This is a genomic window from Pseudomonas sp. NPDC087598, assembly GCF_044743525.1.
In the GTDB taxonomy this organism is placed as follows: Bacteria; Pseudomonadota; Gammaproteobacteria; order Pseudomonadales; family Pseudomonadaceae; genus Aquipseudomonas.
In genome coordinates, this window is sequence record NZ_JBIUWQ010000015.1 from 88,017 (window position 1) to 113,917 (window position 25,901).

General features: G+C 58.8%; 21 protein-coding genes and 1 pseudogene. 16 read left to right on the top strand and 6 right to left on the bottom strand.

What is annotated here, in order from left to right; translation table 11 throughout:
* Window positions 1–49: 49 nt before the first annotated feature.
* The 5 genes from ACIOWE_RS11400 (at window position 50) to ACIOWE_RS11420 (ending at window position 2,725) form a co-directional block, all read left to right on the top strand.
* Window positions 50–412 carry a CidA/LrgA family protein gene (locus ACIOWE_RS11400; protein ID WP_201236665.1) on the top strand — a complete coding sequence of 121 codons (363 nt, stop codon included), beginning with the start codon at window positions 50–52 and terminating at the stop codon, window positions 410–412.
* Window positions 412–1,128, top strand: coding sequence for an LrgB family protein (locus ACIOWE_RS11405; protein ID WP_103303700.1), 717 nt, complete (start codon window positions 412–414; stop codon window positions 1,126–1,128). Before ACIOWE_RS11400 ends, ACIOWE_RS11405 begins: the two co-directional genes overlap by 1 nt.
* A gap of 10 nt (window positions 1,129–1,138) precedes the next feature.
* The gene (locus ACIOWE_RS11410; protein WP_401391062.1) at window positions 1,139–1,729 is read left to right on the top strand and encodes an LON peptidase substrate-binding domain-containing protein; all 591 of its coding nucleotides are present in this window, start codon (window positions 1,139–1,141) and stop codon (window positions 1,727–1,729) included.
* 113 nt (window positions 1,730–1,842) lie between these two features.
* On the top strand, window positions 1,843–2,073 hold the full coding sequence (locus tag ACIOWE_RS11415; protein WP_401391065.1) for a hypothetical protein: 231 nt from the start codon (window positions 1,843–1,845) through the stop codon (window positions 2,071–2,073).
* 73 nt (window positions 2,074–2,146) lie between these two features.
* The gene (locus tag ACIOWE_RS11420; RefSeq protein WP_401391067.1) at window positions 2,147–2,725 is read left to right on the top strand and encodes a hypothetical protein; all 579 of its coding nucleotides are present in this window, start codon (window positions 2,147–2,149) and stop codon (window positions 2,723–2,725) included.
* 63 nt (window positions 2,726–2,788) lie between these two features.
* Here ACIOWE_RS11420 and ACIOWE_RS11425 read toward each other — a convergent pair whose 3' ends face one another.
* The 6 genes from ACIOWE_RS11425 to ACIOWE_RS11450 all read right to left on the bottom strand — a co-directional run bounded on the left by ACIOWE_RS11425 (window position 2,789) and on the right by ACIOWE_RS11450 (window position 15,296).
* The gene (locus ACIOWE_RS11425) at window positions 2,789–4,777 is read right to left on the bottom strand and encodes a hypothetical protein (RefSeq protein WP_401391070.1); all 1,989 of its coding nucleotides are present in this window, start codon (window positions 4,775–4,777) and stop codon (window positions 2,789–2,791) included.
* A gap of 176 nt (window positions 4,778–4,953) precedes the next feature.
* Window positions 4,954–6,786: a hypothetical protein gene (locus ACIOWE_RS11430; protein WP_401391072.1), complete on the bottom strand. Its 1,833-nt coding sequence runs from the start codon at window positions 6,784–6,786 to the stop codon at window positions 4,954–4,956.
* 303 nt (window positions 6,787–7,089) lie between these two features.
* A complete protein-coding gene (locus tag ACIOWE_RS11435; RefSeq protein ID WP_401391075.1) occupies window positions 7,090–10,581 on the bottom strand; it encodes a calcium-binding protein in 3,492 nt (1,163 codons plus the stop codon).
* A 176-nt stretch (window positions 10,582–10,757) separates the two neighbouring features.
* Window positions 10,758–12,818 (bottom strand): hypothetical protein, encoded by a 2,061-nt coding sequence (locus ACIOWE_RS11440; protein WP_401391078.1) that lies wholly within the window; start codon window positions 12,816–12,818, stop codon window positions 10,758–10,760.
* 352 nt (window positions 12,819–13,170) lie between these two features.
* Window positions 13,171–14,487, bottom strand: coding sequence for a bifunctional DedA family/phosphatase PAP2 family protein (locus ACIOWE_RS11445; RefSeq protein WP_401391081.1), 1,317 nt, complete (start codon window positions 14,485–14,487; stop codon window positions 13,171–13,173).
* Between the two features lie 113 nt (window positions 14,488–14,600).
* Window positions 14,601–15,296: a DNA-3-methyladenine glycosylase gene (locus tag ACIOWE_RS11450; RefSeq protein WP_401391105.1), complete on the bottom strand. Its 696-nt coding sequence runs from the start codon at window positions 15,294–15,296 to the stop codon at window positions 14,601–14,603.
* Window positions 15,297–15,473: 177 nt separating this feature from the next.
* Between ACIOWE_RS11450 and ACIOWE_RS11455 the strand changes: the two genes are divergently transcribed.
* The 11 genes and pseudogenes from ACIOWE_RS11455 to lipB form a co-directional block, all read left to right on the top strand.
* On the top strand, window positions 15,474–16,745 hold the full coding sequence (locus ACIOWE_RS11455; RefSeq protein WP_401391084.1) for a glutamate-5-semialdehyde dehydrogenase: 1,272 nt from the start codon (window positions 15,474–15,476) through the stop codon (window positions 16,743–16,745).
* The gene (nadD, locus tag ACIOWE_RS11460; protein ID WP_401391087.1) at window positions 16,714–17,436 is read left to right on the top strand and encodes a nicotinate-nucleotide adenylyltransferase; all 723 of its coding nucleotides are present in this window, start codon (window positions 16,714–16,716) and stop codon (window positions 17,434–17,436) included. Before ACIOWE_RS11455 ends, nadD begins: the two co-directional genes overlap by 32 nt.
* 72 nt (window positions 17,437–17,508) lie before the next feature.
* Complete coding sequence (gene rsfS, locus ACIOWE_RS11465) at window positions 17,509–18,003, top strand: ribosome silencing factor (protein WP_016986117.1); 495 nt, start codon at window positions 17,509–17,511, stop codon at window positions 18,001–18,003.
* Window positions 18,004–18,012: 9 nt separating this feature from the next.
* The gene (gene rlmH, locus ACIOWE_RS11470) at window positions 18,013–18,480 is read left to right on the top strand and encodes a 23S rRNA (pseudouridine(1915)-N(3))-methyltransferase RlmH (RefSeq protein WP_003185785.1); all 468 of its coding nucleotides are present in this window, start codon (window positions 18,013–18,015) and stop codon (window positions 18,478–18,480) included.
* A gap of 10 nt (window positions 18,481–18,490) precedes the next feature.
* Entirely contained in the window at window positions 18,491–20,386 is a 1,896-nt protein-coding gene (mrdA, locus tag ACIOWE_RS11475; RefSeq protein WP_401391089.1) for a penicillin-binding protein 2, read from the top strand.
* A gap of 31 nt (window positions 20,387–20,417) precedes the next feature.
* Window positions 20,418–21,521, top strand: a complete 1,104-nt coding sequence (gene rodA / locus ACIOWE_RS11480) for a rod shape-determining protein RodA (RefSeq protein WP_177431391.1) — start codon at window positions 20,418–20,420, stop codon at window positions 21,519–21,521.
* Between the two features lie 17 nt (window positions 21,522–21,538).
* Window positions 21,539–22,549, top strand: coding sequence for a lytic murein transglycosylase B (mltB, locus tag ACIOWE_RS11485; protein WP_103303685.1), 1,011 nt, complete (start codon window positions 21,539–21,541; stop codon window positions 22,547–22,549).
* On the top strand, window positions 22,549–23,559 hold the full coding sequence (locus ACIOWE_RS11490; RefSeq protein ID WP_401391092.1) for a septal ring lytic transglycosylase RlpA family protein: 1,011 nt from the start codon (window positions 22,549–22,551) through the stop codon (window positions 23,557–23,559). The genes mltB and ACIOWE_RS11490 overlap by 1 nt, the downstream gene beginning before the upstream one ends.
* Window positions 23,560–23,744: 185 nt before the next feature.
* Window positions 23,745–24,901: pseudogene (locus ACIOWE_RS11495) on the top strand (D-alanyl-D-alanine carboxypeptidase family protein).
* Window positions 24,902–24,986: 85 nt separating this feature from the next.
* Window positions 24,987–25,262 carry a DUF493 domain-containing protein gene (locus ACIOWE_RS11500; protein ID WP_166216752.1) on the top strand — a complete coding sequence of 92 codons (276 nt, stop codon included), beginning with the start codon at window positions 24,987–24,989 and terminating at the stop codon, window positions 25,260–25,262.
* Window positions 25,262–25,901: lipoyl(octanoyl) transferase LipB (lipB, locus tag ACIOWE_RS11505; protein WP_401391096.1), on the top strand; the 640-nt coding region annotated here is incomplete at its 3' end. The genes ACIOWE_RS11500 and lipB, both read left to right, overlap by 1 nt.

A 25,901-nucleotide genomic window follows, 5' to 3' on the forward strand; every position in this document is an offset into this window, starting at 1 on the left:
TAGCGCAGGCGTGCTTATAATGCCGGGCGCTTTCTGTCGGAGATGTCAGATGTTGTTACGTGGCCTGACCCTGCTGGTGCTGTTCCAATTACTCGGCACGGCACTCAATCATTTGCTGTTGCCGGTACTGCCGGGGCCGATCATCGGCCTGCTGTTGCTGCTGATATTCCTGATCATTCGCGGTGAAGTCGGCGAGCCGCTGAACCTTGCCGCCAGCAGTTTGCTGCGTTATCTGCCGCTGCTGCTGGTGCCGCCCGCGGTGGGTGTGATGGTGTATGCCGCGGACATTGCCGCCGACTTCTGGGCGATTGTCGGTGCACTGGTGGTGTCGCTGATCCTGTCGATGGCCTTCGCCGGGGTGCTGATGCAGCGTCTGGTCAAACGTCACGCGCGACATTCGGAGGAGTCCTGATGCTCTTCGATTGGCACGGCGCCTGGGCGTCGGTGATTCACCATCCACTGTTCGGCATCGGCATCACCCTCGGTGCTTATCAACTGGTGCTGGCGGCGTTCGAGAAAACCCGCTGGATCTTTCTGCAACCGGTGCTGGTCTCCATGCTGTTGGTGATTGGTGTGCTGGTGGGCTGTGGCCTGACCTATGCCGAATACCGCAAGAGCACCGAGATTCTGAGCATTCTGCTTGGACCGGCGACCGTCGCGCTGGCAGTGCCGCTTTATCTCAACCTGCGGCGTATCCGCCAATTGTTCTGGCCGATTTTTACTACGCTGGTGATAGGCGGGGTGGTCGCCACGGGCATGGGCGTGGCGCTGGGCTGGTGGTTCGGTGCCGAGCACATGATTCTGATGACCATGGCGCCGAAGTCGGTGACGTCACCGATTGCGATGTTGGTGGCCGAGCAGATCGGTGGCGTTGCGGCGCTGGCAGCGGTGTTCGTGCTGATCACCGGGGTGATCGGCGCGATCTTCGGCCCGGCGCTGTTGAACCGTCTCGGCGTACACAGCCCCGAGGCGCGCGGCATGGCGCTGGGCATGACCGCGCACGCGGTCGGCACGGCGGTGGCGATGCAGGAAAGTGAGGAGTGCGGCGCCTTCGCGGCACTGGCGATGAGTCTGATGGGCGTGGCCACGGCGGTGTTCCTGCCGTTGGCGGTGTCGATGGTGGTGTAAGGAAATGTCTATGAGTCTGCCGCTTTTCCCGCTGAACACAGTGCTGTTTCCCGGCTGCAACCTCGACTTGCAGATCTTCGAAGCGCGCTATCTGGACATGATCGGCCGCTGCATGAAACAGGGCGGCGGCTTTGGCGTGGTGTGCATCCTCGATGGCCATGAAGTCGGCGTCGCACCGCAAGGTTTTGCCCTGGTCGGGTGCGAGGCGCGCATCACTGACTTTCAGCAGCAGGACAACGGTCTGCTGGGGATTCGCGTGCAGGGCGGTCGCCGCTTCCACGTGCTGCGCACTGAAGTGCAACGCGACCAGTTGATCCTCGCCGACGTCGAGTGGCTGGACGATGAGCCCGAGCAACCGTTGCAGGACGAAGACGCCGACCTGGTGGCGTTGCTCAAGGCGCTGGCGGAGCACCCGATGGTCGAAGCATTGAGCATGGGCAGCGAAGCGGTGGGCCAGCAATCCCTGGCAAACCAATTGGCTTATCTGTTGCCCTTTGCTGAAGAAGACAAGATCGACCTGTTGCAACTGGATGACCCGCAGCAACGGCTGGATGCGATTCAGGCCTTGCTCGATGAATTACAGGGTGAACTGTTCGCCTAGTTGTACTTTGAATCAACTCATGGCGCCTGCCAGCATTGTTTTGGTTTTTTCTTTGGCATAACTTCAAGTTGCCCGCAGGACGCGGGTGATCTGGTTAATAATAAGGAAAAATCATGACTGTTTATGAAGATGAGTGGGCGTTCTGGGACGATATTGCCGGTAGGTATATTTTTAAACATGCCGGCAGCGACCATAACGTTAATCACGTTATAGAAGCGGCGGCGGTCTACGCCGATTTGATGGTCATTGAGCGTCGTAAACGCAAGGCCGCCAGAATTCCTCTCAACGATATTCCTCGTGTTTCCGCTACGGCAGAGTCTTTCGCTCCGATGGCTGTGGCCTGAATTTTCTTGTCTTGCAGAAGGATCAGTTGCTGCGGATGGCTAAGCAGCAAGACTTCTGCGTGGAGGTGGTTTTATGTCTACGAATAAAAGAGACAACACTGCATTTACCGCAAATCTCTACGTTAACGGATTGCCAGTGGTGCTTAATCAGCAACGCTTGAAACAGCGTTTACGCGACTCGCGGATAACCCAACGTGAGAAGCTGGATACTGAAGTGGCGCTGGCGGACCTGCGCGAATCGAGTTTTATCACCCTCGCCGACCATGAGGATGACAAACCGCTGCTGCTGAAATTCACGCCACAGGGCGACAGCTACACGATCCATATTGTGCTGCGCGGTGTGAATGATGGCGCACGTCTGGTGATAGAGAGTCATACGCACAATCTGCTGGTCAGTCAGAACGAACGGAGTGAGTTTTTTTTCATCAGTAAGACGGGGTTGATGCGAGCCAGACTGAGTGATCTTGAAAACGGCCCGACTTATATCGGGCTGGCGAGTGAGTCGAATAAAAAGCCGTTATATCGCGACACGGTTAATAGAATGGATATTTTTAAAAGTGTGGATCCCAATGTGACGGGGCATATTGCCTATAACAATAAGCCGGTGGTTTTTGTGTTCAAGCTTATTGATAAACTCCCGGCTGAGTCTTGATGAAGCACGCCATTCACTTGTGCAATGAATGGCGTATTTCACCCGTTCAAATTATTTTGCGAATCAGGTTCTGTAATGTTCAGGAACGGGCCACACAATGTCATTGGCAAATGTACCGTTACCTTTCGGCAAGTTGAGTATCTTTCCGCCTGCCTCGGCCACTCGATTGATCAGTGCATCGTAAGGGGTGTAGCCCACGCGATACTCAGCGTCGGCGTCTGCGCCTGCCCACGTTGCACTCTCGATTTCCTCGGCGTCTTCGCCCGCTTGCCGAAAGATGTCTTCAACCCGCGCTGCCCGCTTCAAGTCCGAGTGCACCAGCCAGATCCTGTCGGCGCTGATGCCCCGCGTAGGCATTGATATCCGGCCTTCGAGTGTATCGCCGTCAAAATCCGTGTTGTTCAGATAAATGTTTTCCACCCGGGGTACGACCTCGACGCCACGGGTGTCGATGACATAAAGGAAGCCGAGTTTTTGCTTGCGTCGCAGCAGTGGGTAGTCACGCGAGTCGTCCATTTCAAACGATGTATCAGATTCCCCGTCTGTGCTGTGTCGATTTCCGGTTGACGAATCACTGTCACTGAAATGCCCCGGATAGCGATTGGCCTGGCTGTTGTAATGCCGAGGGTTGGAGTAGTAATCAAAACTCAGGTAGGTCAATGCATTGGCCAGTCCAAATGTCGCGCTCAAGGCCCGTTTGGTGGTCGTGTCGGAGGGATTGCCACGCAGTTTTATCAGCCGTTTGTCGCGCGCCAGTTCGAAAGGCGTGCGCAGATCCGCGCGAAACATCCCCGGGATGTCAGTCCGATACAGCGAGTTGTGCACATTACGTTTGTAACCTGCATGCTCCAGATAGCTTTGCAGAAACTGACGGTCGTAGCGTTGGTCAACGTCGGGTAAAGAGTCGTCGGTATATTCGCCTTCGTTTCTCAATCTGAGAACGTACGGATCCAGTTCTTCGGCAATCTGCCTGAATCGCTGATCGTCATTGCTCTGGGTCAATTGCTTGTGCTGTTCGGCCCACTGTGGAAACACGCCGCGTTCCATGTCCTTTCGCAGACGATTCTGTTGGGCGATGCTCAAGTTGTAGGCGCGCAGGATATCTGTGCGTTCGGCCAGGGATTTCTGCGGATGTACCCATCGCAATGAGTCGGTGAGGTATTTGTGGATGTCCGGTTCTTCGGCGCGTCTAGCCCAGTCAGGTGCCCGCCCCAGCGCTTCTGCCTCGCTTCGAAAAACCAGGGCTTCTGCCTCCCGCAAGCGGTACACGCTCCAGATTTCGCCATCGCTCCAATGTGCAAGTTTCACAGGAACTGAGGTATCTCCCCGAGCTCTAAGTGGGTCGACTCGGATCAACTTGCCATCTTCATCCTTGAAGGCGAAGCCGATATCTCTGTGAGTCACTTTGGACTCGTAATAAGAGCCATCGCCCATTTCGAACCGATTAGTAATTTCTTTGTGTACGGCGTAGTAGCCTCGGGAATCCGCAGCATAAGACGAGGTGTGCAGTAGAAGCTCGTAATGCTCGATCGGCTTTCGCAAACTCCATGTGCTGGTGTTGGCGATTCGATAAAGCGGTGGTCCGGAGGGATTGCGTTCGGAAGGCAGCTTTGCCCGCCAGGCTTTCATGGCGTCATCGAACGCCACCATCACGGTCTGAGTGTTGTTTTCTGCATGATCGCCAGCCACCTCCGCGAACTGCCTGCCTTTGTAGGACTTCAGTCCGGCTGCGTCGGGCGCGGATAATTCGCGTGCAGGTTTTTGTACGTAGGATTGCAGGGGAGAAACCGGGGCGGTATGCGCCACCGCGGCGATGTCCGATAGCGGCGTGACCGATACCGTCAAGGCAGGCTCCGTGTGCACTGTTCTTCCTGATGTACCTTCCAGTCCGCCCTCTGATGAAAGCGGGTTCGACCCACTGGGTCTGTTGCGACCGGGCAAATTCAGATCCAGGTGTTCCAGCCCGCTGTCAGGTGTGATGGGGCGGGATGTCGAAGGCGTGGATGTATCGACTTCAGGCGTTAATCGAGGGACTTTCGGTTTGTTGCGCATTGAAATATGACTCCATGTCGATGAGTCAGCCGATCCAATGGCTGACTGAAGTTTCCCGATGTGGTGATAGACATCACATCGGGCGTTTCACATTAAGCAGCTCGTGGAATGATCAAGAAGCCGTTGCCGGCTCGATGTTCAGAGACCGGCGTGCGCCTGTCGGCGGTGTTGTACGGTCAGGTTCGGTAGTGCTCAGGCACTGGCCAGATGATGTCGTCAGCGAAGGTGAGTTCACCTTTCGGCAGTTCAAGCACTACGCCGCCAGAACTGGCGATTTCGTCGATGAGTCCGTCGCAGAGGGATCTCCGGTGATGGTTGTCGAAGTCGGTGCCCGCCCAAATGCTCTTCTCGTAATATTTGAGCTTGTTGTTGGTCTCCGCCATTGCGTAAATATCGTCCACTCGGGCTGCCCGTCCGAGGTCCGATCGCACCAGCCAGATTCTTTCAGCACTGACGCCCCGAGTGGGCATTGATATATGCCCTTCCAGTTCGTCGAACATGAATCTGGCTTTGTTGTTGAGGGCTATTTCCTCGTGCCCCGGGACGACTTCGACGCCACGTGTGTCGATGGCATAAACAAACGAGGTGGTCTGTTTGCGGCGCATGGAGGTGTAGTTTCGCGTGTCATCGAAGACGAACGAACTGTCAGAGTCGGATTCGTCACCAGCACGTATTTCATTGGAAACGGTGCTGTCATCAGAGTCGTAGCCACCGCCCCAGTCGCGGCCTTGCGAGACGTTGTCGTCTGAGTCGGACTCATCGCTCGCAAGCCTTTTTTTCGCCCGTGCGTCCGGATTGATGCCGGGGTGAAGGTTGGCCTGCGAGTTGTAGTGCAGCTCGTGAAAGAAGCCACCATTCGTGGCGGCGTAACGCGTGGCGTTGTTCAGGCCGAAGGTCGCGCTGAACGCCCGTTTGCTGGTCGTGCCGCTCGGGTTGCCCTTGCGATGAATCATGCGCCTGTCCCTGGACAGTTCGAACGGTGTTCGCGTTTCACCTCTGAACATGGCCGGTATATCGGTACGGTAGAGCACGTCGTACGTGTTGCGCAGGTAGCCGAGGCGGGCCGTATAGTCGGCAAGAAAGTTCTTGCTATAGCGATAAGTCGGGTCGCCATGGGCGAACTTGCTACCCAGGGTCCGCAGCTTCTGCACGTGATGTTCAAGTTCTTCGGCGATCAGTTTGAAGCGCTGATCATCGTCCTTGTTCATGGTCATGCGTTTATGTTCTTCGGCCCATGCGGGCATCTGGCCGCCTTCGAGCTCGGTGCGCAGGCGCTTCAATTGCGACGCCGTCAGGTTGTAGCTGCGCAGTAGAAGACGACGCTCCTTGAGGGGCATTGTCGGGTGGATCCACCTCAATGACTCTGTCACCTGTTCATGATCACGGTGGTGCTGGATGCGCGTGACCCAGGACGGCGGGTTGCCGGATGTATCGGCCTCGGCACGGAATTCCAGCAGTTGGGCGTCGGTCAGGTTGTACATTTGCCGGAGATCGCCATCCGTCCAATGCGCCAGTTTTACCGGCGGCGGGATGGTGTCTCGGGGCTGGGACAGGTCAACTTCCACCCAGCGATGGTTATGGTCACGGTAGGCATGGGCGACAATGGGTGCGTCGCTGGCGGCGCCGGCATTGCGCACTTCGTGGAAACCGTTGGCACTCGCAGATTCGGAAAACGTATGGCGTTCGCTGTCTAGAAAGGTCAGATGACGGCCTTCCTTCCACAGGTTGTTTTTGATGGAACGGTAAATCGCCGGGCCCGACTCTAGTTCCGTTAACTTCTTCAATCGGTACGTATTGATGCTTTCGTCAAACTGGACGAATGCATGATGCGTTTTACCTTCAACTTCTACATCCGCGAAGTAACTCCCGCCGTATTCTTTCACCCCGGCCGCGTTAGGTTCTATCGTCCTGTTCCAATAAGGCAGAGAGAATGTGTAATCCATTAATGATGGTGTACCGGGCGTGCGGATGGTCGGATTACTGGTCGTCGGCAAATCGTGCACGGTCACGGAAGGTGTTAGTTGCAGATCAGCAGGGGAAGGCCCGGTAGACGGCGCGTCCCAAGGGTTCGTGGAGTCCAGTCCCTGCTGCCAATTCGCGAAATCCCTGAATGGATCAAAGCCCGGGTCACCGAGACGCGGTCGTTTGGTGGAACTGCCTGGCAGTTCAGGCGCGAGAGGCGAGCGTGGTCGAGGTGTTTGCCGCATGAAAGTTGTACTCCATGTTCAATGAGCCAGCCGATCCGTCGACTGGCTCTGGTAAACCCGGTTCGACGCAGAGGGCGAACCGGGCACAAACCAGCAGGTAAAGCGTCAGGCGGTTTGGCTCGCCTCGATGAATAGGTCCTGCTCTTTGATGCGCACGGTTGGATCGCTATCGATGCTCCAGTAGTTGTCCACCGAGTCGTAGTAAACCGTTCCGGCCATGCGTGGGGTAAAACCGATGTTCTTGACGGTAATTTTTGTCGCCAACTCGTTCTTTTCACGTTGCAGGCGAATATCGGCCAGCAACGCGTCGACGTCTGCGTAGCCCTGCGCGTCGATCACATAGAGTTGCAGCACTTCAAACAGCAACTCGACCGAATAAATATTGCCGGACGATGTCGCCACGCTGATCGATTCCACCGGACCTGCATGATCGACACTTGGCAGTTGAACGACGGCGCTGCCGATTTGCAGATGGTGGGCGTCCAGCCGGATATCGGCGCGGGTAATTGTTTCAGTCATTTTCGTGGTGAAAATGGTCCATGACGACGCGTCGGACATTTGCGCGATGGCTCCCGGAGTGGACAGGCTGAACGTGCTGTTGCTGACCGGATAGACATCGTAGGAAGAGGCCTGGCCGTGCAACACGTAAGTGCCATTGTGCGGCGGCGGTGGAAAGTTGATGGCCTGGGGTTTGACGCCCAGTTGCACGGGCTTTATGGGGCCAGGCCTGACGAACGGGTATTTGCCTTGCCTTGGTTGCAGGCATTCGCGGGCGGTCAGGGTTTTGCTGCCCGGAGCGTCGGCGTCTTCGCGGTAAGGCACGCGCGGCGCGGCGATGTTGTACGAGGTGCCATCGCGCATGATCAAGACGATCGGGTGCCTGACTTGCACGAGGGTGGTCTTGATGTTGTTGAAGCCGGTCTGACCATCGCGTTCTTTTCTGGCCTTGATCACGCCGGTGAAATTAAGCGTCTTCGATGGCAGAAGCAGCCATAGGTTGAACTGTTCGTACTGCAAATAGCGGACGCCCGCCGCATTGCTGCTGACGGAGACGTCGTAGCTGACCCTGATATCGAGAATTTCTCTCGCGTCGTAGTCCAGATGCAGGGTTCGCGCGGCTACGGGCGTGTTGGCAGGGGCGAAAATCTTCAGGCGCGATCCGCTGCGCGAAACAAAGTGATGCGTGGCCGGTTGAGTAAAGATGTCCACCGTGCCGCTGTTGGCGATGTGCGGCGCCGGCGGGCGTTGACCAATGACCAGCACCCGGCAATCGACGTCATGTGCCAAGGCATCTGCCAGTTCCAGCGCCAAGACCGGTTCCAGTTCGTAACGGTCCTGGGTCTTGAACAGCAGTCGGCTGTTTTTTATCACGCGTTTGTCGTCGATCTGTTGATAAACGCCCTCGACGGTCAACACATGGTCGGGCTCTTCGCCGTCTACGCCTTTGAGGCTGGTGACGACCAGGGAGGTGCCAATGACCTGCCAGCGCTGAATTCGCGCCAGTGGCCAGGCAAATTCGATGATGCTCGTTTCTTCCCCGTCTTCGATGATCACGGGGCGGGCTGCGGTGTCGGCAATGAAGTAGCGATCAATGCCGGCGCCGCCGCCCACCCGACAGTCCGTGCCACGGATGATCAGCGTATCGTCACCGGCGCCGGCCGTGACATGGTCGTTGCCGTTGGCCGAGATCTGATTGGCTTCGTCGCTGCCGGTGATTCGATTCGAACCATTGCGCAGGGTCGAAACGTTTTCGATGGATTGGATCTGCGCGACTTCGACCGCCGCGACAGTGGCATCGTGACTGCGCAGCGCGATCTTGCCGGTCTGCAGGTTTACGTCGTAACCCACATGACGGGTATCGCTGGTCGGGCGCGAGCCTTCGAAGGTCAGTGTGTCGTTGCCGGCACCTGCGTCGAGGACGCTGCCTTTTACCGGTTGCTCGACTCGATCGAATTCCTGGCGGGTGGCCTCGAAATAAAACACGTCATTCTTGTCGCCGCCGGTCAGCACTTTCTCGCCTTCGGCATAGCTGAAAATATTCGGCCGGGCCTGTACGCCGACCACCTGATCATTGCCACCACCCAGTCGCCACAAAATCGCCTTGTCGTCCCCGGGTGTGCCGGTGATCACGCCTTTGAGGCCGGCCGGCAGCCCGTTGCGGGCGTCGATGCGGTCGTCGGCGGCAATGACGGTAGGCAGCTTGTCCGATGTATAGGGTTTTTCGCCCAGCGATTCGTCCCACTGGTAACGCCAGATTTTTACCGGTTCGAGCACCACTCGGTAGCTGCCGTTGACGACATGTTCCACGTAGTTCTTATAGGCGCCTTCAAGCAATTGCTGGGTAGAGCTCTGCAGTTGTTTGTCGTAGTGAGCGGAGAACTGCGCGATTTTGAAGCGATCAATGACGTCTTCATCCAGCTCCTGCCGGGTGAAGGCGAACCAGCCGGAGCGCAAACGTTCGTGGGCGGTCAATTCGATGTAGTCATCGATGTCGTCGACCACCCTGACCGCCCGATAAATTTCTGCGGTGAGGATGAGCACAACCGCCGCGAGGATGCCCAAGGGGCCGGCGATGGCGCCAAAACCGGCCACGGCGGCGATGCCAAGCGCAATGCTGATCACCGCACCTGCCACCGCCAAACCGCCGGCGACATAATGATCCTGGCTTTCCTTGCCTGAAGTGGCGGCGGCTGCATTGAACGATTTGATCGCACTGACAATGTCGAACGGCAATGTGATCAGGCTGGCGATAAGCCCGGCGCCCCGTGAAAGGTATTTTCCCACGGAGGTGGCGGGGAACTGCCCGAACACTTTCGAGCCATTCTGGAGCATCGCTTCTCCGGTTTTGCTCAGACCACGCTCAATGATCAAAGACCCGAGTTCAGCAGAGATCGCGCCACCATTGAACGCCGCTTCACCCCAATCCCCGACCTTGATGGCATCGACCAGGCCCATGTAACCGCTGTAGATGCCATAAGCCTGCAAGCCCACGCCGGCGCCGCTGGTGAGGTAGGTTTTGCCTTTGTGCACCCAGGGTGGCAAATAGTCGAGCACATCGACACGATGGATATCTATTTTCTGCGCGGCATTGCTCAGCTTGTTCAGACGATCGACCTGGCTGCCGGGCGTGACAGGCTCGGCGCTGACCATCAGTGCTGGCGCATCGACCGAGCGCAGTGTGGAAATCTCGAACATCAGCGTCGCCACGGTCTCGCTCGCGGCGACGTCTGTGGCGACGATTCGAGCGACGACTTTGGCCGGGTCGAAGCTCATCGAGTCGAGAAAGCCCTGATCGGCCACTTTCAGATTGATGTTGTCCGGGTTGAGGTGTTGCCCGTCGATTCTCGCCCCGAGCAAATCAAGCTCGACCCGGGATACTGTGAATTCGCCTATGCGCAGTGGGCCATGGCGTTTGTCGAGGGACTTGAGCGTCGGTGCCGGGGACTGGTCAGGCTTGGCAGCCGATTCAGGCACAACGGCAGATAACTGCAGATGCCCGGCCGATGGTGCGTGGGTATTGGCCGAAGAGTCGATATCCGATATCTGCAGTGTGCGAAAAGTTACCAGTTCGACAGCGGGTTGAATAAGTTTTGACATTGTTTAAATCCTTTATAAGTAGCCGCGATGCGGCGCCGGTTTCCATACCGGAGGGCGAACGAAAGGGCTCCCGTAGAGTCGTGCGAGAGTTGCAGTCATGGTTGTTGGTGCTTCTACGAATTACCGATCGTAAACTTGTTGCGAATTAATGGTTTTAGACGAGAGTGTGTCGTTGCTTATGTTTCAGGCCAGGCTATGTCATCGGCATATTCATTTTTATTTCCCGACAACAACAATATCGATTTGCCACTCGCCGCGACTTCATCAATCAACTGGTCGTATTCGTATTTGTTGGCTCGTCCCGCATGGGTGGCCGCTTCAATAAATTCGGCACGGTCTCCGGCCTGTTCGGTGATGTCGTGGACTTTTGCGCCTTTGGTCAGGGTTGAGTTCAACAACCAGATCCGTTCGGCTGGCAGTCCTGCCCGGCTGACCGAAATCAGACCTTCATAGTCGTCGTCGGGAAACCAGGTTTGCGGCTGCTCGCGGGCTGCTGAATTGAACATGTGGTTCTCTTCATGCGGCACGACTTCCAGGGTGCGGGTGTCCAGCGCATAAATGAACATTTCGGTCTGCCGTTCGCGGATCTTCACGTAGTTGCGTTCGTTATCCAGAGAGACTGGATCGTCGGCGTCCGACCAGCTGGAAGATGAGCTGCTGTCACTGTCACTGGAGTCACTCGAACTGCTGTCCGAAGCCGCCTCGGCAGCACTTCTGCCGGGGTACTTGTTGGTCTGTGTGTTGTACAGGAGGTATTCGGGATCTGGCGCGCGGCCATATTCCAGGCCTTCCTTCAGGCTGAAGGTGGCGCTGATCGGTTTGTGGGTCGCCGCACCCGGTTTGTGCGCATAACGGGGAAGCATTGAATCATCATTCGCCAGTTCAAACGGCGTCCGATCGTCGCCCCTGAACAGGGCTGGTACGTCGGTCCGATACAGGCAATCATGCTTGTTGCGCCGATAGCCCAACTTGGCCAGTAATGCTTCACGCAGCGGTGTGGTCAGGCTGGTTTCCGGGTGATACCAGTCATGCCTGGCGCCGCGTTTGAGATTGAGTTCGTTGCTCAGGTCCTGGCTCAACCGGGTGAGAGTCTGCGGATCACTGAAGTCTGCCGTCAGTTGCTTGTGCGTTTCGGCCCACTGCGGAATTTTCAGCTCGGTCTTCATTTCTTGGCGCAAACGCAGCAATTGGCTCGGTAACAGGTTATAGGACTGCAACAACGCTTCGCGTCCGTCCGGGCTGAGCGTCGGATGCAGCCAGCGCAGACTGTCGCGCAGCAGGTCTGCAAATGGATTGGCCATGGCATTCGCTTCGGCCCACTGTGGAGGCTTGCCGAGTGTTTGTGCTTCTACCCGGAACCGCCCGATGTCGGCACCTTGAATGGCGTACACCTCCCAGATTTCCTGGTCGGTCCAGTGTTTGAGATGCGTGGGCTGCGCACTGAAGCCAGCGCTTGGCGGATCGACCTCGATCCAGTTGCCGTGGCGATCCATGAAGGCAAAGCGCGTGCCGGTCTCCACTGAACCCAATGCCGGCTTGAGGTGGTAATAACCTTGCCCGTCGGGCGAGTGTGCCGATGCCCTGTAGTGGCTCTGGTTGAGAATGATGTGGGGTTTGGAGGCGCGAGGCTGTTTGGCCGCGCTGTCGGTTTGCGCGTCCGCGCCCGGGCCCGGTCTTTTTGTTGGTGTGTTGTTTGTCGTGTGGGGCTCTGGGCTGACGGCGGGGTTCTCACTGGTTTGGCTGGCGAGGCGCCAGGTCGGGCGTCCGGGGTTTTTTACCAGCAGTGGGCCGGATGCATCGCGCTCCGTCAGCAGCTTGACCTGACAGCTGCCGAGTGTTGCATCGAATTCGACATGTGCCGTATGCAGTGCGCCTTGATGCTCGATGTCGACGAATCGGCGTCCGACAACAAGGCGAAAACCCGCTGCATCGGCGTCTTGCAGACCGCGCAGGAAGTCGGGCCTGAGCCAGTATTGGTTGAACGGATTGTCTGCTGCCTGCGCGGTAATGCGGTTGCCCGGCAATGCGCTGATGACCACAGCAGGCGTGTGCGCCGTCTCCCTGCTTGAGTGGGGCAGGGGGATTTCAGTGGCGATATTGTGGGGCCAGGTGTCGAGCGGCCTTGCGAAGGGCGATGAAGGCGCTGGGTTGATGTCGGGTTGTCGAGTCGTGGATGGATTGTTTTCTGTCTTGTTCGGAGTTGTGGCGGGCGGTTTTCTGGGTATCTTTGGGCTCATTGAAACTCCGTGGTAGTTGCACTTGTATTAAGTTGGCTGTTGCTGGGTATGTATTGGAAGAGTATTTTTTTGGCGTGCGCTCAAGTACAAGGCCAAACCTGCAAGAGTGATTTTTTTATCGGAATCGGGGTGAGCGCGGGGCTTAATCTAAATGATTTTGCCGAGGGCGTGAGAGGAGAAGTGCGAGGCTTTTATCTTGAATGTGTAACTTCAGTTTTTTATTTTCGATAAAACCAACGCTTGTAGGAAGTTGGCTGGGAAAGTTCTGTGGCGGGGATAAGAAGTTGGCCTCACTCTCGTCGGAATATTCCTCGGAGAGTGGGCGGTGGAGGTGCGTGAAGCTGTGTCGCGATCAGTAGGCGTAGCGCAACAGCGTATGAGGCAAATGGCGCAGGACGAAAAAGCTGAACAACGCCATCATTGCCGGCAGGATCAGCCACCAGACCTTGAACGGCATGGTATTGAGCGGCGATTGCCGTTGGTTCAGCCACAGGCTCGCCGCGCACACGCAAGCGGCGAGCATGGCGCCGGCGAGAATGTCTGTCGGCCAGTGGGCGCCGAGATAGACGCGCGACAGCGCAATCGCCATGGCCGGTATGCAGCCGATCAACAGCCACGTCAGGCGCATGCGTGGCGGTTGTCCGCGCCCGGCAAGGACAGCCAGAGTCAGGAACAGCGCGAACGAGCCGGAGGCGTGGCCGCTGGGCATGCTGTAACTGGTGATCGGATCGGTCAGCACTTCCGGGCGGACCCGGGCGAAAAACTGTTTGGTGGCGGTGTTGGCCAGTGCGGTGACGAGGAGGGTGCTGCCAGCGAAAATGGCCTGGCGCCACTGCCGGCATACGAGCAACAGGCCGGTCAGCAAGATGCTGAACAGCAACATGTTGCGGAACTCACCGATCAGCGTAAGCGTGACGGCGATTTCATCCAGCACCGGTTGGCGATGCTCCTGCACCAGGGTCATCACGCCTTGATCCAGCGCGGTCAGGTACGGATAGCCGATGAACAGGCCGATCAGAATCAGCAGGCTCATGCTGCTGATCCAGATAGTCGCACGGCGGTGACGTCGCAGGCTGCTGTTCACACTGAGGCCGACCATGACGGCAATGCTGGCGGCGACGATGCCCGCCTCAAGCCAGAAACCTTTCGGCAATGGCAGGCGGAAGGCAGCGCCAGTGGCCCAACCCGGCAGCAGATAGGCCAGGCTCCAGCCGGCGGCGGCCAGCAGGCTGACGGCGGCGAAGCGCGGGAAAGGCATGTCGCACATCCCGGCAACCATTGGCAGCATCGGCCGCAACGGGCCGATGAAGCGCCCAACCAAGAGGCTGGCGATGCCGTAGCGCTGGAAATAGGTCTCGGCGCCAGCCATCCATTCCGGATGATGGCGCAGGCCGGGCAGTCTGCGGATGTTCTGGTGGAAGTGTCGACCGAGGAAGTACGACACCAGATCACCGAGGATGCCGCCGAGAAAGCCCAGCAACAGGGTTTCGCTCAACGACAAGGCGCCGCTGCCGGCCAGCACCGCCACGGCAAACAGCAACACGGTGCCGGGCACGATCAACCCGGCAATCGCCAGGCATTCGACAAAGGCCACAACGAACACTGCCGCAGCCAGCCACTGTGGATTGGCCGCCAGCCACCCGGTCACGCTATCGAGCCATGGGCCCATACAAACAACTCCATTTCATAGATTTCACTCCTGTAGACGCTGCCGCAGGCTGCGATCCTTGCTTTTGAAGATCAAAAGATCGCAGCCTGCGGCAGCTCCTACACGGGGTGTGTTTACAGCAGGAAATAATCCTGGCCTTCGACCTGACCCCGGCGCAGCGGGTTCCGCGTGCACCATTGTGCATACGCCGCGTCGACGAAGCGGTACATCAAGTGCTCGTCACGACCGTGAGGAATACCCAGACGCGTGGTTTGAATGATGTGCGAGGGCGCAGGGCCGGCATCTTCCACCAGCAACACTTCATGGTCGAAACGCTTGGCGTCCCACACCGGCACCTTCAAGCCCAGCGCCTTGCACAGCAATGTCTGGCCGGCGCAGAGTTTCTGCGACGGGCGCGGACGACCCTGTGCATCCGGATTGTTCAACAGCATCTGCGCCAGACTCGCCGGGCCGCTGATTTCATCGACCCACGGATACGCCGATTTGATCAGCACCGCATTGCCCGGCCCTTGCGCGCTGAAGTTCAGCGAATCGCCGCCACGGGCGTAATACATATAGATGTGGCCGCCATCCAGAAACAAAGCTTTACGTTTTTCTGTGTAGCCGAGGGAGGCATGACTGCCTTTTTCCGCGCAGTAATAGGCTTCGGTTTCGATGATTCGAGCACTCAGCCACAGATTGCCGACCCGGTGGCGGATGATTTTGCCGAGCAGATCCTGCGCCAGCACTTGGGCATCACGGTCGAAAAAAGCGTCCGGAAGGCCCAGTGGCAGGCGCTCGGAGCTGGTGCGAACGGTCAGGTTGGACATGGCAGGCAAGGTTTATCCAGGCTGAGAAGGTCGTGATGATAACAATTCGAGTCTTAATCACCGCTGAACATTGGCAATTCGCAATCCATTTCGACCATCCGCCTGTCACCGCTGTTAGTCCCGGGACGCGACAGCTATAATCTGCCGCTTTCCTCTTTGCCAAGACCCCAGCAGACCATGACTGAGTCCGTTCTTGACTACATGACCCGATTGGGTCGCGCCGCCCGCGAAGCCTCCCGGGTCATCGGCCGTGCCAGCACCGCGCAGAAAAACCGCGCCTTGCAGGCTGCTGCCAATGCGTTGGACGCTGCGCGCGCCGAACTGGCTGCAGCCAATGAACAGGATCTGGCCGCCGGTCGCGCCTACGGTCTGGAACCCGCGCTGCTGGAGCGTCTGGAACTGACCCCGGCACGCATCGACGGCATGATCGTCGGCCTGCGTCAGGTCGCAGCGTTGCCGGACCCGGTTGGCGCAATCCGTGATATGAGTTTCCGCCCGTCGGGAATTCAGGTCGGCAAGATGCGCGTGCCGCTGGGTGTGATCGGGATCATTTACGAATCCCGGCCCAACGTGACCATCGACGCCGCCAGCCTGTGCCTGAAGTCCGGCAACGCGACCATCCTGCGCGGTGGTTCCGAGGCTATTAATTCCAACCGTGCGATTGCCGCCTGCATTCAGCGCGGTCTGGCCGAGGCCGAGCTGCCAGCTGCCGTCGTGCAAGTGGTCGAAACCACTGACCGTGCCGCCGTTGGCGCAATGATCACCATGCCCGAATACGTCGACGTGATCGTGCCGCGCGGTGGCCGTGGCCTGATCGAGCGCATCAGCCGCGATGCCCGTGTGCCGGTGATCAAGCATCTGGACGGCATCTGCCACGTTTACGTCAGTGCCCACGCCGATCTGCCGAAAGCCCAGCGCATTGCCTTCAACGCCAAGACCTATCGCTACGGTATTTGCGGGGCGATGGAGACGTTGCTGGTCGATCAAAGTGTTGCCGGGGATTTCCTGCCGTCGATGGCCGCCCAGTTCCGCGAAAAAGGCGTTGAGCTGCGTGGTTGCGAGCGCACCCGGGCGATCATCGAGGCCGTAACGGCCAGCGATGAAGACTGGAGCACCGAGTATCTGGCGCCGATTCTATCGATCCGTGTGGTCGACGGTCTGGACCAGGCGATCGAACACATCAACCATTACGGCTCGCACCACACCGACTCGATCGTCAGCGAAAACCTCGCCGACACCCGCCGGTTCGTGGCCGAAGTCGACTCGGCGTCGGTGATGATCAACACCCCGACCTGCTTCGCCGATGGATTTGAATACGGATTGGGTGCCGAGATCGGCATTTCTACTGATAAGCTGCACGCCCGCGGCCCGGTGGGCCTGGAAGGACTGACCTGCGAGAAGTACATCGTGGTCGGTGATGGCCAGTTGCGCGGTCAGGCGCCGGTCTGACTTGACCGACCTCGACCTGACAGCGCCGCAAACCGGCAGCGAGTCTCGCCCCCGACGCATCGGCGTGCTGGGCGGAACGTTCGACCCGGTGCACATCGGCCATTTGCGCGGTGGGCTGGAAGTCGCCGAAGCGCTGGCGCTTGATGAGTTGCGCCTGACGCCCAGTGCGCGGCCGCCGCATCGCGATACACCGCAAGTGTCGGCGCAGGATCGGCTGGCGATGGTCGAGTGCGCGGTGGCCGGAGTGCCGCCGCTGGTGGTGGACTCCCGCGAATTGCAGCGGGACAAACCGTCTTACACCATTGATACCCTGGAGTTGATGCGTGCCGAAATGCCCGCCGAGACCCAGGTTTTTCTACTTTTGGGCTGGGACGCATTTTGCGGCCTGCCCACTTGGCACCGCTGGGAAGAGTTGCTCCAGCATTGCCATATCCTGGTGCTACAGCGCCCGGACGCCGACAGCGAACCGCCGGATGCCTTGCGCAACCTGCTGGCAGCGCGTTCGGTGAGCGACCCGCTGGCCCTGAAAGGGCCGAGCGGACAGATTGCATTCGTCTGGCAGACACCGCTCGCGGTCTCCGCCACCCAGATCCGGCAACTGCTGGCCAGCGGTACGGCGGGACGTTGGCTGGTGCCCGACGCGGTCCTGGCCTACATCGATGCGCACGGTCTTTACCGTGCGTCGAACTGAGCAAGGCGTGCTTCACTGATACGAATCCACGTATCGCCAAGCCGCCGAATATATGAGCAAAACGAGTTTTATATGACTGACAAAGACCAAACCAAAGTAAAGCGCAAAGGCACATTCAAGAGCGCCCCGCTGCCAGAACCGGTCAACACCAACGAGCCGCTGAAGGGCGACGAACTGGTCAAGCTGGCCGTAGCTGCCCTTGAAGACGTCAAGGCACAAGACATCCAGATCATCGATGTTCGCGACAAGCAAAGCATCACTGACTACATGATCATCGCCACTGGTACTTCCAATCGCCAGATCAACGCGATGCTCGACAAGGTCCGCGAAGAAGTCAAAAAGCAGGGCGCCAAGCCGCTGGGCGAAGAAGGCAAGGGCGACAGCGACTGGGTACTGCTCGACCTCGATCTGGTGATCGTGCACATGATGACTGCCTCGGCACGCCAGTTCTACGACCTGGAGCGTCTGTGGGCCGGTGCCGAGCAAAGCCGTGCGGCAGACGCCAAGCACCACAGCCCGGAAAACACCCACGAGCATTTCACCAAGCTCAACAAAGACCAGCTGTAAGGGATTGCTGTGCGACTGCGACTGATCGCCGTCGGTTCACGCATGCCCAAATGGGTGGAAGAAGGCTGGCATGAATATGCCAAGCGTCTTCCGTCCGAGCTGGCGCTGGAACTGGTGGAAATACCGCTCAATACCCGTGGCAAGAATGCCGACGTGGCCCGCTTCATCCGCCAGGAAGGCGAAGCCATGCTGGCCAAGGTCGGGCCGAACGAGCGGATCGTCACGTTGGAAGTCCACGGCAAACCCTGGAGCACCGAGCAGCTTGCGGTCGAACTCGATCGTTGGCGGCTGGATTCGCGCACGGTCAATTTCATGGTCGGTGGCCCGGAAGGGCTGGCGCCGGAAGTCTGTGCCCGCGCTGATCAGCGTTGGTCATTGTCACCGTTGACGCTGCCGCACCCGTTGGTGCGGATCCTGATCGGCGAACAGTTGTACCGTGCCTGGACCGTACTGTCCGGTCACCCTTACCACAAGTAAGCCTGCCCTCATGTCTCAGCCGATCCGCATCAAGGACCACGAAAAGGACGCACGCCTGGTGCGTAGCCGCGTCGTGTTCGGGGCCATTGCGATCGTGATGCTGATCGGCGTGTTGATTGCGCGGCTGTATTACTTGCAGGTGATCCAGTACGAGTACCACTCGACGCTGTCGGAGAACAACCGCGTCCATGTGCAGCCGATTCCGCCGACGCGGGGGTTGATCTTCGACCGCAACGGCGTGGTGGTGGCGGACAACCGTCCGAGCTTCAGCCTGAGCATGACCCGCGAGCGCTCCGGCGACTGGCAGCAAGTGCTCGATGTGATCGTTGAAGTGCTGGAATTGACGCCCGAGGATCGGGTGATTTTCGAGAAGCGCATGCGTCAGGGGCGCCGGCCATTCGAGCCGGTGCCGATCCTGTTCGAGCTGACTGAAGAGCAGATCGCCCGGATCGCGGTGAACCAGTTCCGTCTGCCCGGCGTGGAAGTGGTCGCGCAACTGGTTCGTCACTATCCGCAGGGCGCGCACTTTGCGCACTCGGTCGGTTACATGGGGCGGATCAACGAGAAAGAGCTGAAAAGCCTCGATCCGGTCAACTACAGCGGCACCCATCACATCGGCAAGACCGGCATCGAGCGTTTCTACGAGCCGGAATTGCACGGTCAGGTCGGTTACGAGGAAGTCGAGACCAACGCCCGCGGCCGCGTCTTGCGCGTGCTCAAGCGTACCGATCCGATTCCCGGCAAGGACATCGTCCTCAGCCTCGACATCAAATTGCAGGAGGCGGCCGAAGCCGCGCTCGGCGGGCGTCGTGGTGCGGTGGTTGCGCTGGATCCGAAGACCGGCGAAGTGCTGGCCATGGTCAGCCAGCCGAGCTTCGACCCGAACCTGTTCGTCACCGGAATCAGCTTCAAGGCGTATGCCGAGCTGCGTGATTCCATCGACCGGCCGCTGTTCAACCGCGTGCTGCGCGGTCTGTACCCGCCGGGCTCGACGATCAAACCGGCGGTGGCAATTGCCGGTCTCGATTCGGGTGTGGTGACGGCGTCGAGCCGGGTGTTCGACCCGGGCTACTACATGCTGCCGAACTACGATCACAAATACCGTAACTGGAACCGCGCGGGTGACGGCTTCGTCGACCTCGACACGGCGATCATGCGTTCCAACGACACCTACTTCTATGATCTGGCGCACAAGCTGGGCATCGATCGGCTGTCGGCCTATATGAACAAGTTCGGCATCGGCCAGAAGGTCTCGCTGGACATGTTCGAAGAATCCCCCGGCCTGATGCCGTCCCGCGAATGGAAACGTGCGACCCGCAAGCAGGCCTGGTTCCCGGGCGAAACCCTGATTCTCGGGATTGGCCAGGGCTACATGCAATCGACCCCGCTGCAACTGGCCCAGGCCACGGCGCTGGTCGCCAACAAAGGTGTGTGGAACCGTCCGCATCTGGCCAAATCCCTCGAAGGGGTGAAGCCGGTGGACGAAAACCCGATGCCGGACATTATCCTGCGTGATCCGTCGGACTGGACCAAGGTCAACCACGGCATGCAGCAAGTCATGCACGGTGCCCGAGGCACCGCTCGCAAAGCGGCCATTGGCGCGCAATATCGCATCGCCGGCAAGTCGGGTACGGCTCAGGTCGTTGCGATCAAGCAGGGCGAGAAGTACGACCGCTCCAAGGTTCAGGAGCGTCATCGTGACCACGCCTTGTTCGTCGGTTTCGCCCCGGCCGATGACCCGCGAATTGTCGTGTCGGTAATGGTCGAGAACGGTGAGTCCGGCTCCGGCGTCGCCGCGCCGGTAGTGCGTCAGGTCATGGACGCCTGGCTGCTCGATCAGGATGGACGTTTGAAGGCCGAATACGCCAGCCCAATCAGTGCGGAGGCTACGGCCCGTGATGAATAACTTTGATCGCATGCTCTCCAGTGAGGATGTGATGCGTCGCCGCGCGACGCTGCTGCAAAGACTGCATATCGATGGCCCGTTGTTGATCCTGTTGCTGATCCTTGCCGCCGGTAGCCTGTTCGTACTGTATTCGGCCAGCGGCAAGAGCTGGGATCTGCTGGCCAAACAGGCCACTTCGTTCGGCATCGGTCTGGTATCGATGATCGTCATCGCCCAGTTCGAACCGCGTTTCATGGCGCGCTGGGTGCCGCTCGGTTATGTGATCGGCGTGGTGCTGCTGATGGTGGTGGACATCATGGGCCACAACGCCATGGGCGCCACGCGCTGGATCAACATTCCCGGGGTGATCCGCTTCCAGCCTTCGGAATTCATGAAGATCTTGATGCCGGCAACCATCGCCTGGTATCTGTCCAAACGTACCTTGCCGCCACAACTCAAGCATGTCGGCATCAGCCTGATGCTGATCGGCGTGCCCTTCATTCTGATCGTGCGTCAGCCCGACCTCGGCACGTCGCTGCTGATTCTTGCCGGTGGTGCGTTCGTGCTGTTCATGGGTGGCTTGCGCTGGCGCTGGATTCTCAGCGTGCTGGCCGCTGCCGTACCCGTGGCCGTCGCCATGTGGTTCTTCATCATGCACGACTACCAGAAGCAACGAATCCTGACGTTCCTCGACCCGGAAAGCGATCCACTCGGCACAGGCTGGAACATTATTCAGTCGAAAGCCGCGATCGGCTCCGGTGGCGTATTCGGCAAGGGCTGGCTGCTCGGCACCCAGTCGCACCTGGACTTCCTGCCGGAAAGCCACACCGACTTCATCATCGCGGTACTCGGCGAAGAGTTCGGTCTGGTGGGCATCTGTGCGCTGCTGCTGATCTATCTGTTGCTGATTGGCCGAGGGCTGGTGATCACCGCTCAGGCGCAAACGCTGTTCGGCAAATTGCTCGCCGGCGCGTTGACCATGACGTTTTTTGTTTACGTTTTCGTCAACATCGGTATGGTCAGTGGCCTGTTGCCGGTCGTAGGGGTGCCGTTGCCGTTCATTAGCTACGGAGGAACTTCGCTGGTGACGCTGCTGTCAGCGTTTGGGGTTTTGATGTCGATCCATACCCATCGCAAGTGGATCGCACAGGTTTGAATAAGGTGAAGAGTTCAATGCAAGTAATGCGTGGCTGGGCGACTCGATGCGCGCCGCTGGTTGGCCTGATGGGTCTGCTGGGCAGCGTCCAGGAAGCGCTGGCCGGCGAATACGAAGGCTCGCCTCAGGTGGCCGAATTCGTCGGTGAAATGACCCGCGACTACGGTTTCGCTGGCGAGCAACTGATGGGGGTTTTTCGCGAGGCGCAGCGCAAACAGGCGATTCTCGACGCCATCTCCAGACCCGCCGAGCGGGTCAAGCAGTGGAAAGAATACCGCCCGATGTTTATCACTGACGCGCGCATTGCGCGAGGTGTGGACTTCTGGCGTCAGCACGAGGCCACGCTGGCCCGTGCCGAGCAGGAATACGGCGTGCCGGCCCAAGTTATCGTGTCGATCATCGGCGTTGAGACCTTTTTCGGACGTAATACCGGTAATTACCGGGTGATCGATGCCTTGTCCACGCTCGGATTCGACTATCCTCCCCGTGCCGAATTTTTCCGCAAGGAACTGCGTGAGTTTCTGCTGCTGGCACGCGAAGAGCAGGTCGATCCATTGACCCTCAAAGGCTCCTACGCCGGCGCCATGGGCCTGCCGCAGTTCATGCCGAGCAGTTTTCGCGCCTACGCGGTGGATTTCGACGGTGACGGCCACATCAATATCTGGAACAACCCGGATGATGCGATCGGCAGCGTCGCGAGTTATTTCAAGCGTCACGGTTGGGTCGCCGGTGAGCCGGTGGTCAGCCGGGCGGATGTGCGTGGCGAGCAGGTCGATGAAGGTCTGACCACCGGCATCGAGCCGACAAAGACTGTCGGAGAGTTGCGGGCGCTGGGCTGGTCAAGTCATGATGCGCTGCGCGATGATATGCCGGTTACTGCATTTCGCCTCGAAGGCGACAACGGCCCCGAATATTGGATGGGCCTGAAGAATTTCTACGCGATCACGCGTTATAACCGCAGCGTGATGTACGCCATGGCCGTACATCAACTGTCTGAACAGCTGGTACAAGCACGGGGCGTCAAGTAATGCGGGCATTGCCTAACAATAAACCCCTGAAGCTGGTGGCATTCGCTGCGTTGGCGGTGCTGGTCGCCAGTTGTTCGACCAGCCGTTCCCCGACTCAGAAGACCTCATCGACCGCTGTGCGTGCGCAGCCGGGCCTGGACATCAACCGTGCGCACAAAGACGGCGCGCCATGGTGGGACGTCGATGTGTCGCGCATCCCGGATGCCACGCCGACCCTGCACACCGGTCCGTACAAGGCTAATCCGTACACTGTGCTGGGCAAGACCTACTTCCCGTTGCAGGAATCCAAGACTTACGTCGCTTCGGGCACGGCGTCCTGGTACGGCACCAAGTTTCACGGTCAGAACACCGCCAATGGCGAGGTCTATGACCTGTACGGCATGAGCGCCGCACACAAGACTTTGCCACTGCCAAGTTACGTTCGGGTGACCAACCTGGACAACAACAAGAGTGTGATCCTGCGAGTCAACGACCGTGGGCCGTTCTACTCTGATCGCATCATCGACTTGTCCTACGCGGCGGCAAAAAAACTCGGTTACGCCGAAATCGGCACCGCGCGGGTCAAGGTCGAAGGCATCGATCCGCAGCAATATTGGGCCGCCAAGGGCCGTCCGGCACCGTTGATGCTCAACGAGCCGCAGGTCGCGCAGAACAACGCTCCGGTGATCACGGCCTCGGCCGGCACTGTCGAGCAATGGACGCCGCCGCCGCAGCAACATGCCTCTGACACCGTCCCGGTGCCAATGAGTGCAAAAAAAAACGCTTCTGCAACAGCAACTGGCCAGTATCTGCAGGTGGGCGCGTTCGCCAACCCGGACGCTGCAGAACTCCTGAGGTCGAAGCTCAGCGGGATGGTGAGCGCTCCGGTGTTCATCAGCTCGATCGTGCGCAATCAGCAGACCCTGCACCGGGTTCGCCTGGGGCCGATCGGCTCGCCGGGTGAAATTGCCCAGGTGCAGAACAGCGTGCGCCTGGCCAACCTTGGCTCGCCAAGTGTGGTCACCGAGTAATACGTAGGACTTGATTGACGATTCACCAGCGATTGGGGGGTGGATCAGGTTGTTGGCTCGTCGAAGAACAAAAGCCCGGCAAGGGTGACTGGAGTGAGCAACTGAACACGCGATGGCTCGTTAGAAAGTCATCTGATTAAATTTTGTCCGCAAGGACAGTTTCCATTAGCGATTTCGAGAGACGGATGAACATCACCACCTTTGCCAAACGCCTGTGTCTGCTAGTCCCGCTGCTCCTCTCGCCAGCCGCCTTCGCGGCCGAGATGATGCCGTCGCCACCGCAACTGGCCGCCAAAGCCTACGTTCTGATGGATGCCAGCAGCGGCAACGTGCTGGTCGAGAACAATGGCGACCAGCGTCTGCCACCGGCCAGCCTGACCAAGCTGATGACCGCATACATCGCTACGCTGGAAATCCGTCGCGGCCAGATCGGTGAAAACGATCCGGTGACCGTCAGCGAAAACGCCTGGCGCACCGGCGGTTCGCGGATGTTCATCAAGGTCGGCTCGCAGGTGACTGTCAGCGACTTGCTGCACGGCATCATCATTCAGTCCGGCAACGACGCCAGCGTGGCGCTGTCCGAGCACATCGCCGGCAGCGAAGACGCGTTCGCCGACCTGATGAACAAGACTGTGGCTGATCTGGGCATGACCAATTCCCACTTCATGAACCCGACCGGTCTGCCAAACCCTGAGCACTACTCGTCGGCTCACGACATGGCGATCCTGGCCCGCGCGATCATCCACGAAGACCCGGCTCACTACGCGATCTACTCGCAGAAAGAGTTCTTCTGGAACGGCATCAAGCAGCCTAACCGCAACCTGCTGCTGTGGCGCGACAAGACGGTTGACGGCCTGAAAACCGGTCACACCGACGAAGCCGGCTACTGCATGGTGTCTTCGGCTGTACGTGATGGCCAGCGTCTGATCGCTGTAGTGTTCGGTACCAACAGCGAAGTGGCTCGCGCCGCTGAAACCCAGAAGCTGCTGACCTACGGTTTCCGCTTCTTCGAAACCCAGACCTTCTACCAGAAGGGCACCGAACTGGCTCAGGCCCCGGTGTGGAAAGGCACCACCAATCAAGTCAAGGCCGGCCTGGCTGAAGACCTGACCATGACTCTGCCGAAAGGCCAGCTGAAGAAGCTCGCTGCCAGCATGACCATGAACCCGCAACTGACCGCGCCAATCGCCAAGGGCGACGTGATCGTAAAGTCGAAGTGAAACTGGAAGACAAGGTGGTGCACAGCGCCGACCTGATCGCTCTGGATGCTGTCGAGGAGGGTGGTATCTTCCGCCGCATGTGGGATAGCATCCGTCTATTCTTCTACGGCTTGTTCAACTGATTTGTGTTGACCTGCATGGCCCCGCCCCGATCCGGTGCGGGGCCATGTGCGTTACCACGGCTTGCGCTCTAGAGGCCGTTACGCCATGACCGATACCGAAGTAAAGGCGCCAAAGATCGAATTTCCCCAGACTGATTATCCGATTAAGGTGATCAGCGATACGGGCGTCGGCAACAAAGACAAGATCATCGACATCGTCAAGAAACACGCGACCATCAATGATGAGCGCATCGACGAGCGTCAAAGCAGCAACGGCAAATACACCACCATCCAGTTGCACATTGTCGCGACCGACCAGGATCAGCTGTACAACATCAACAGCGAACTGCGAGCCTCCGGTATCGTGCACATGGTGTTGTGATGTCTGGCACGCTGGGCTTTCGTGAGCTCGGCCAGATGGCTTACGAGCCGGTCTGGCATGCCATGCAACGCTTTACCAACGAACGTGGCAGCGATGCCGCCGACGAAATCTGGCTCGTCGAACACCCGCCGGTGTTCACTCAGGGCCAGGCTGGCAAGGCCGAACATCTGTTGCTGCCGGGCGATATCCCGGTGGTGCAGGTCGATCGCGGCGGGCAGGTGACTTATCATGGCCCCGGCCAATTGGTGGCCTATCTGTTGCTGGATGTGCGCAAGCTGGGTTTCGGCGTGCGTGATCTGGTCAGTCGCATGGAGCTTTGCCTGATTGAGCTGTTAGCCAGTTACGGCGTGACCGCCGCGGCCAAGCCAGATGCTCCCGGCGTCTATGTCGACGGAGCGAAAATCGCTTCACTGGGTTTGCGGATTCGCCACGGTTGTTCCTTTCATGGCCTGGCCCTGAACGTGGATATGAACCTGGAACCGTTTCGACGGATTAATCCCTGCGGCTATGCCGGGCTGGCGATGACCCAGCTCAGCGATCACGCAGGATCGATTGAATTTGCCGAGGTACTTGCCCGGCTGCGCGCGCTGCTCGTCAAACTCCTCGACTATGCTGAGCAGACGCCCATGACGGGCGGAA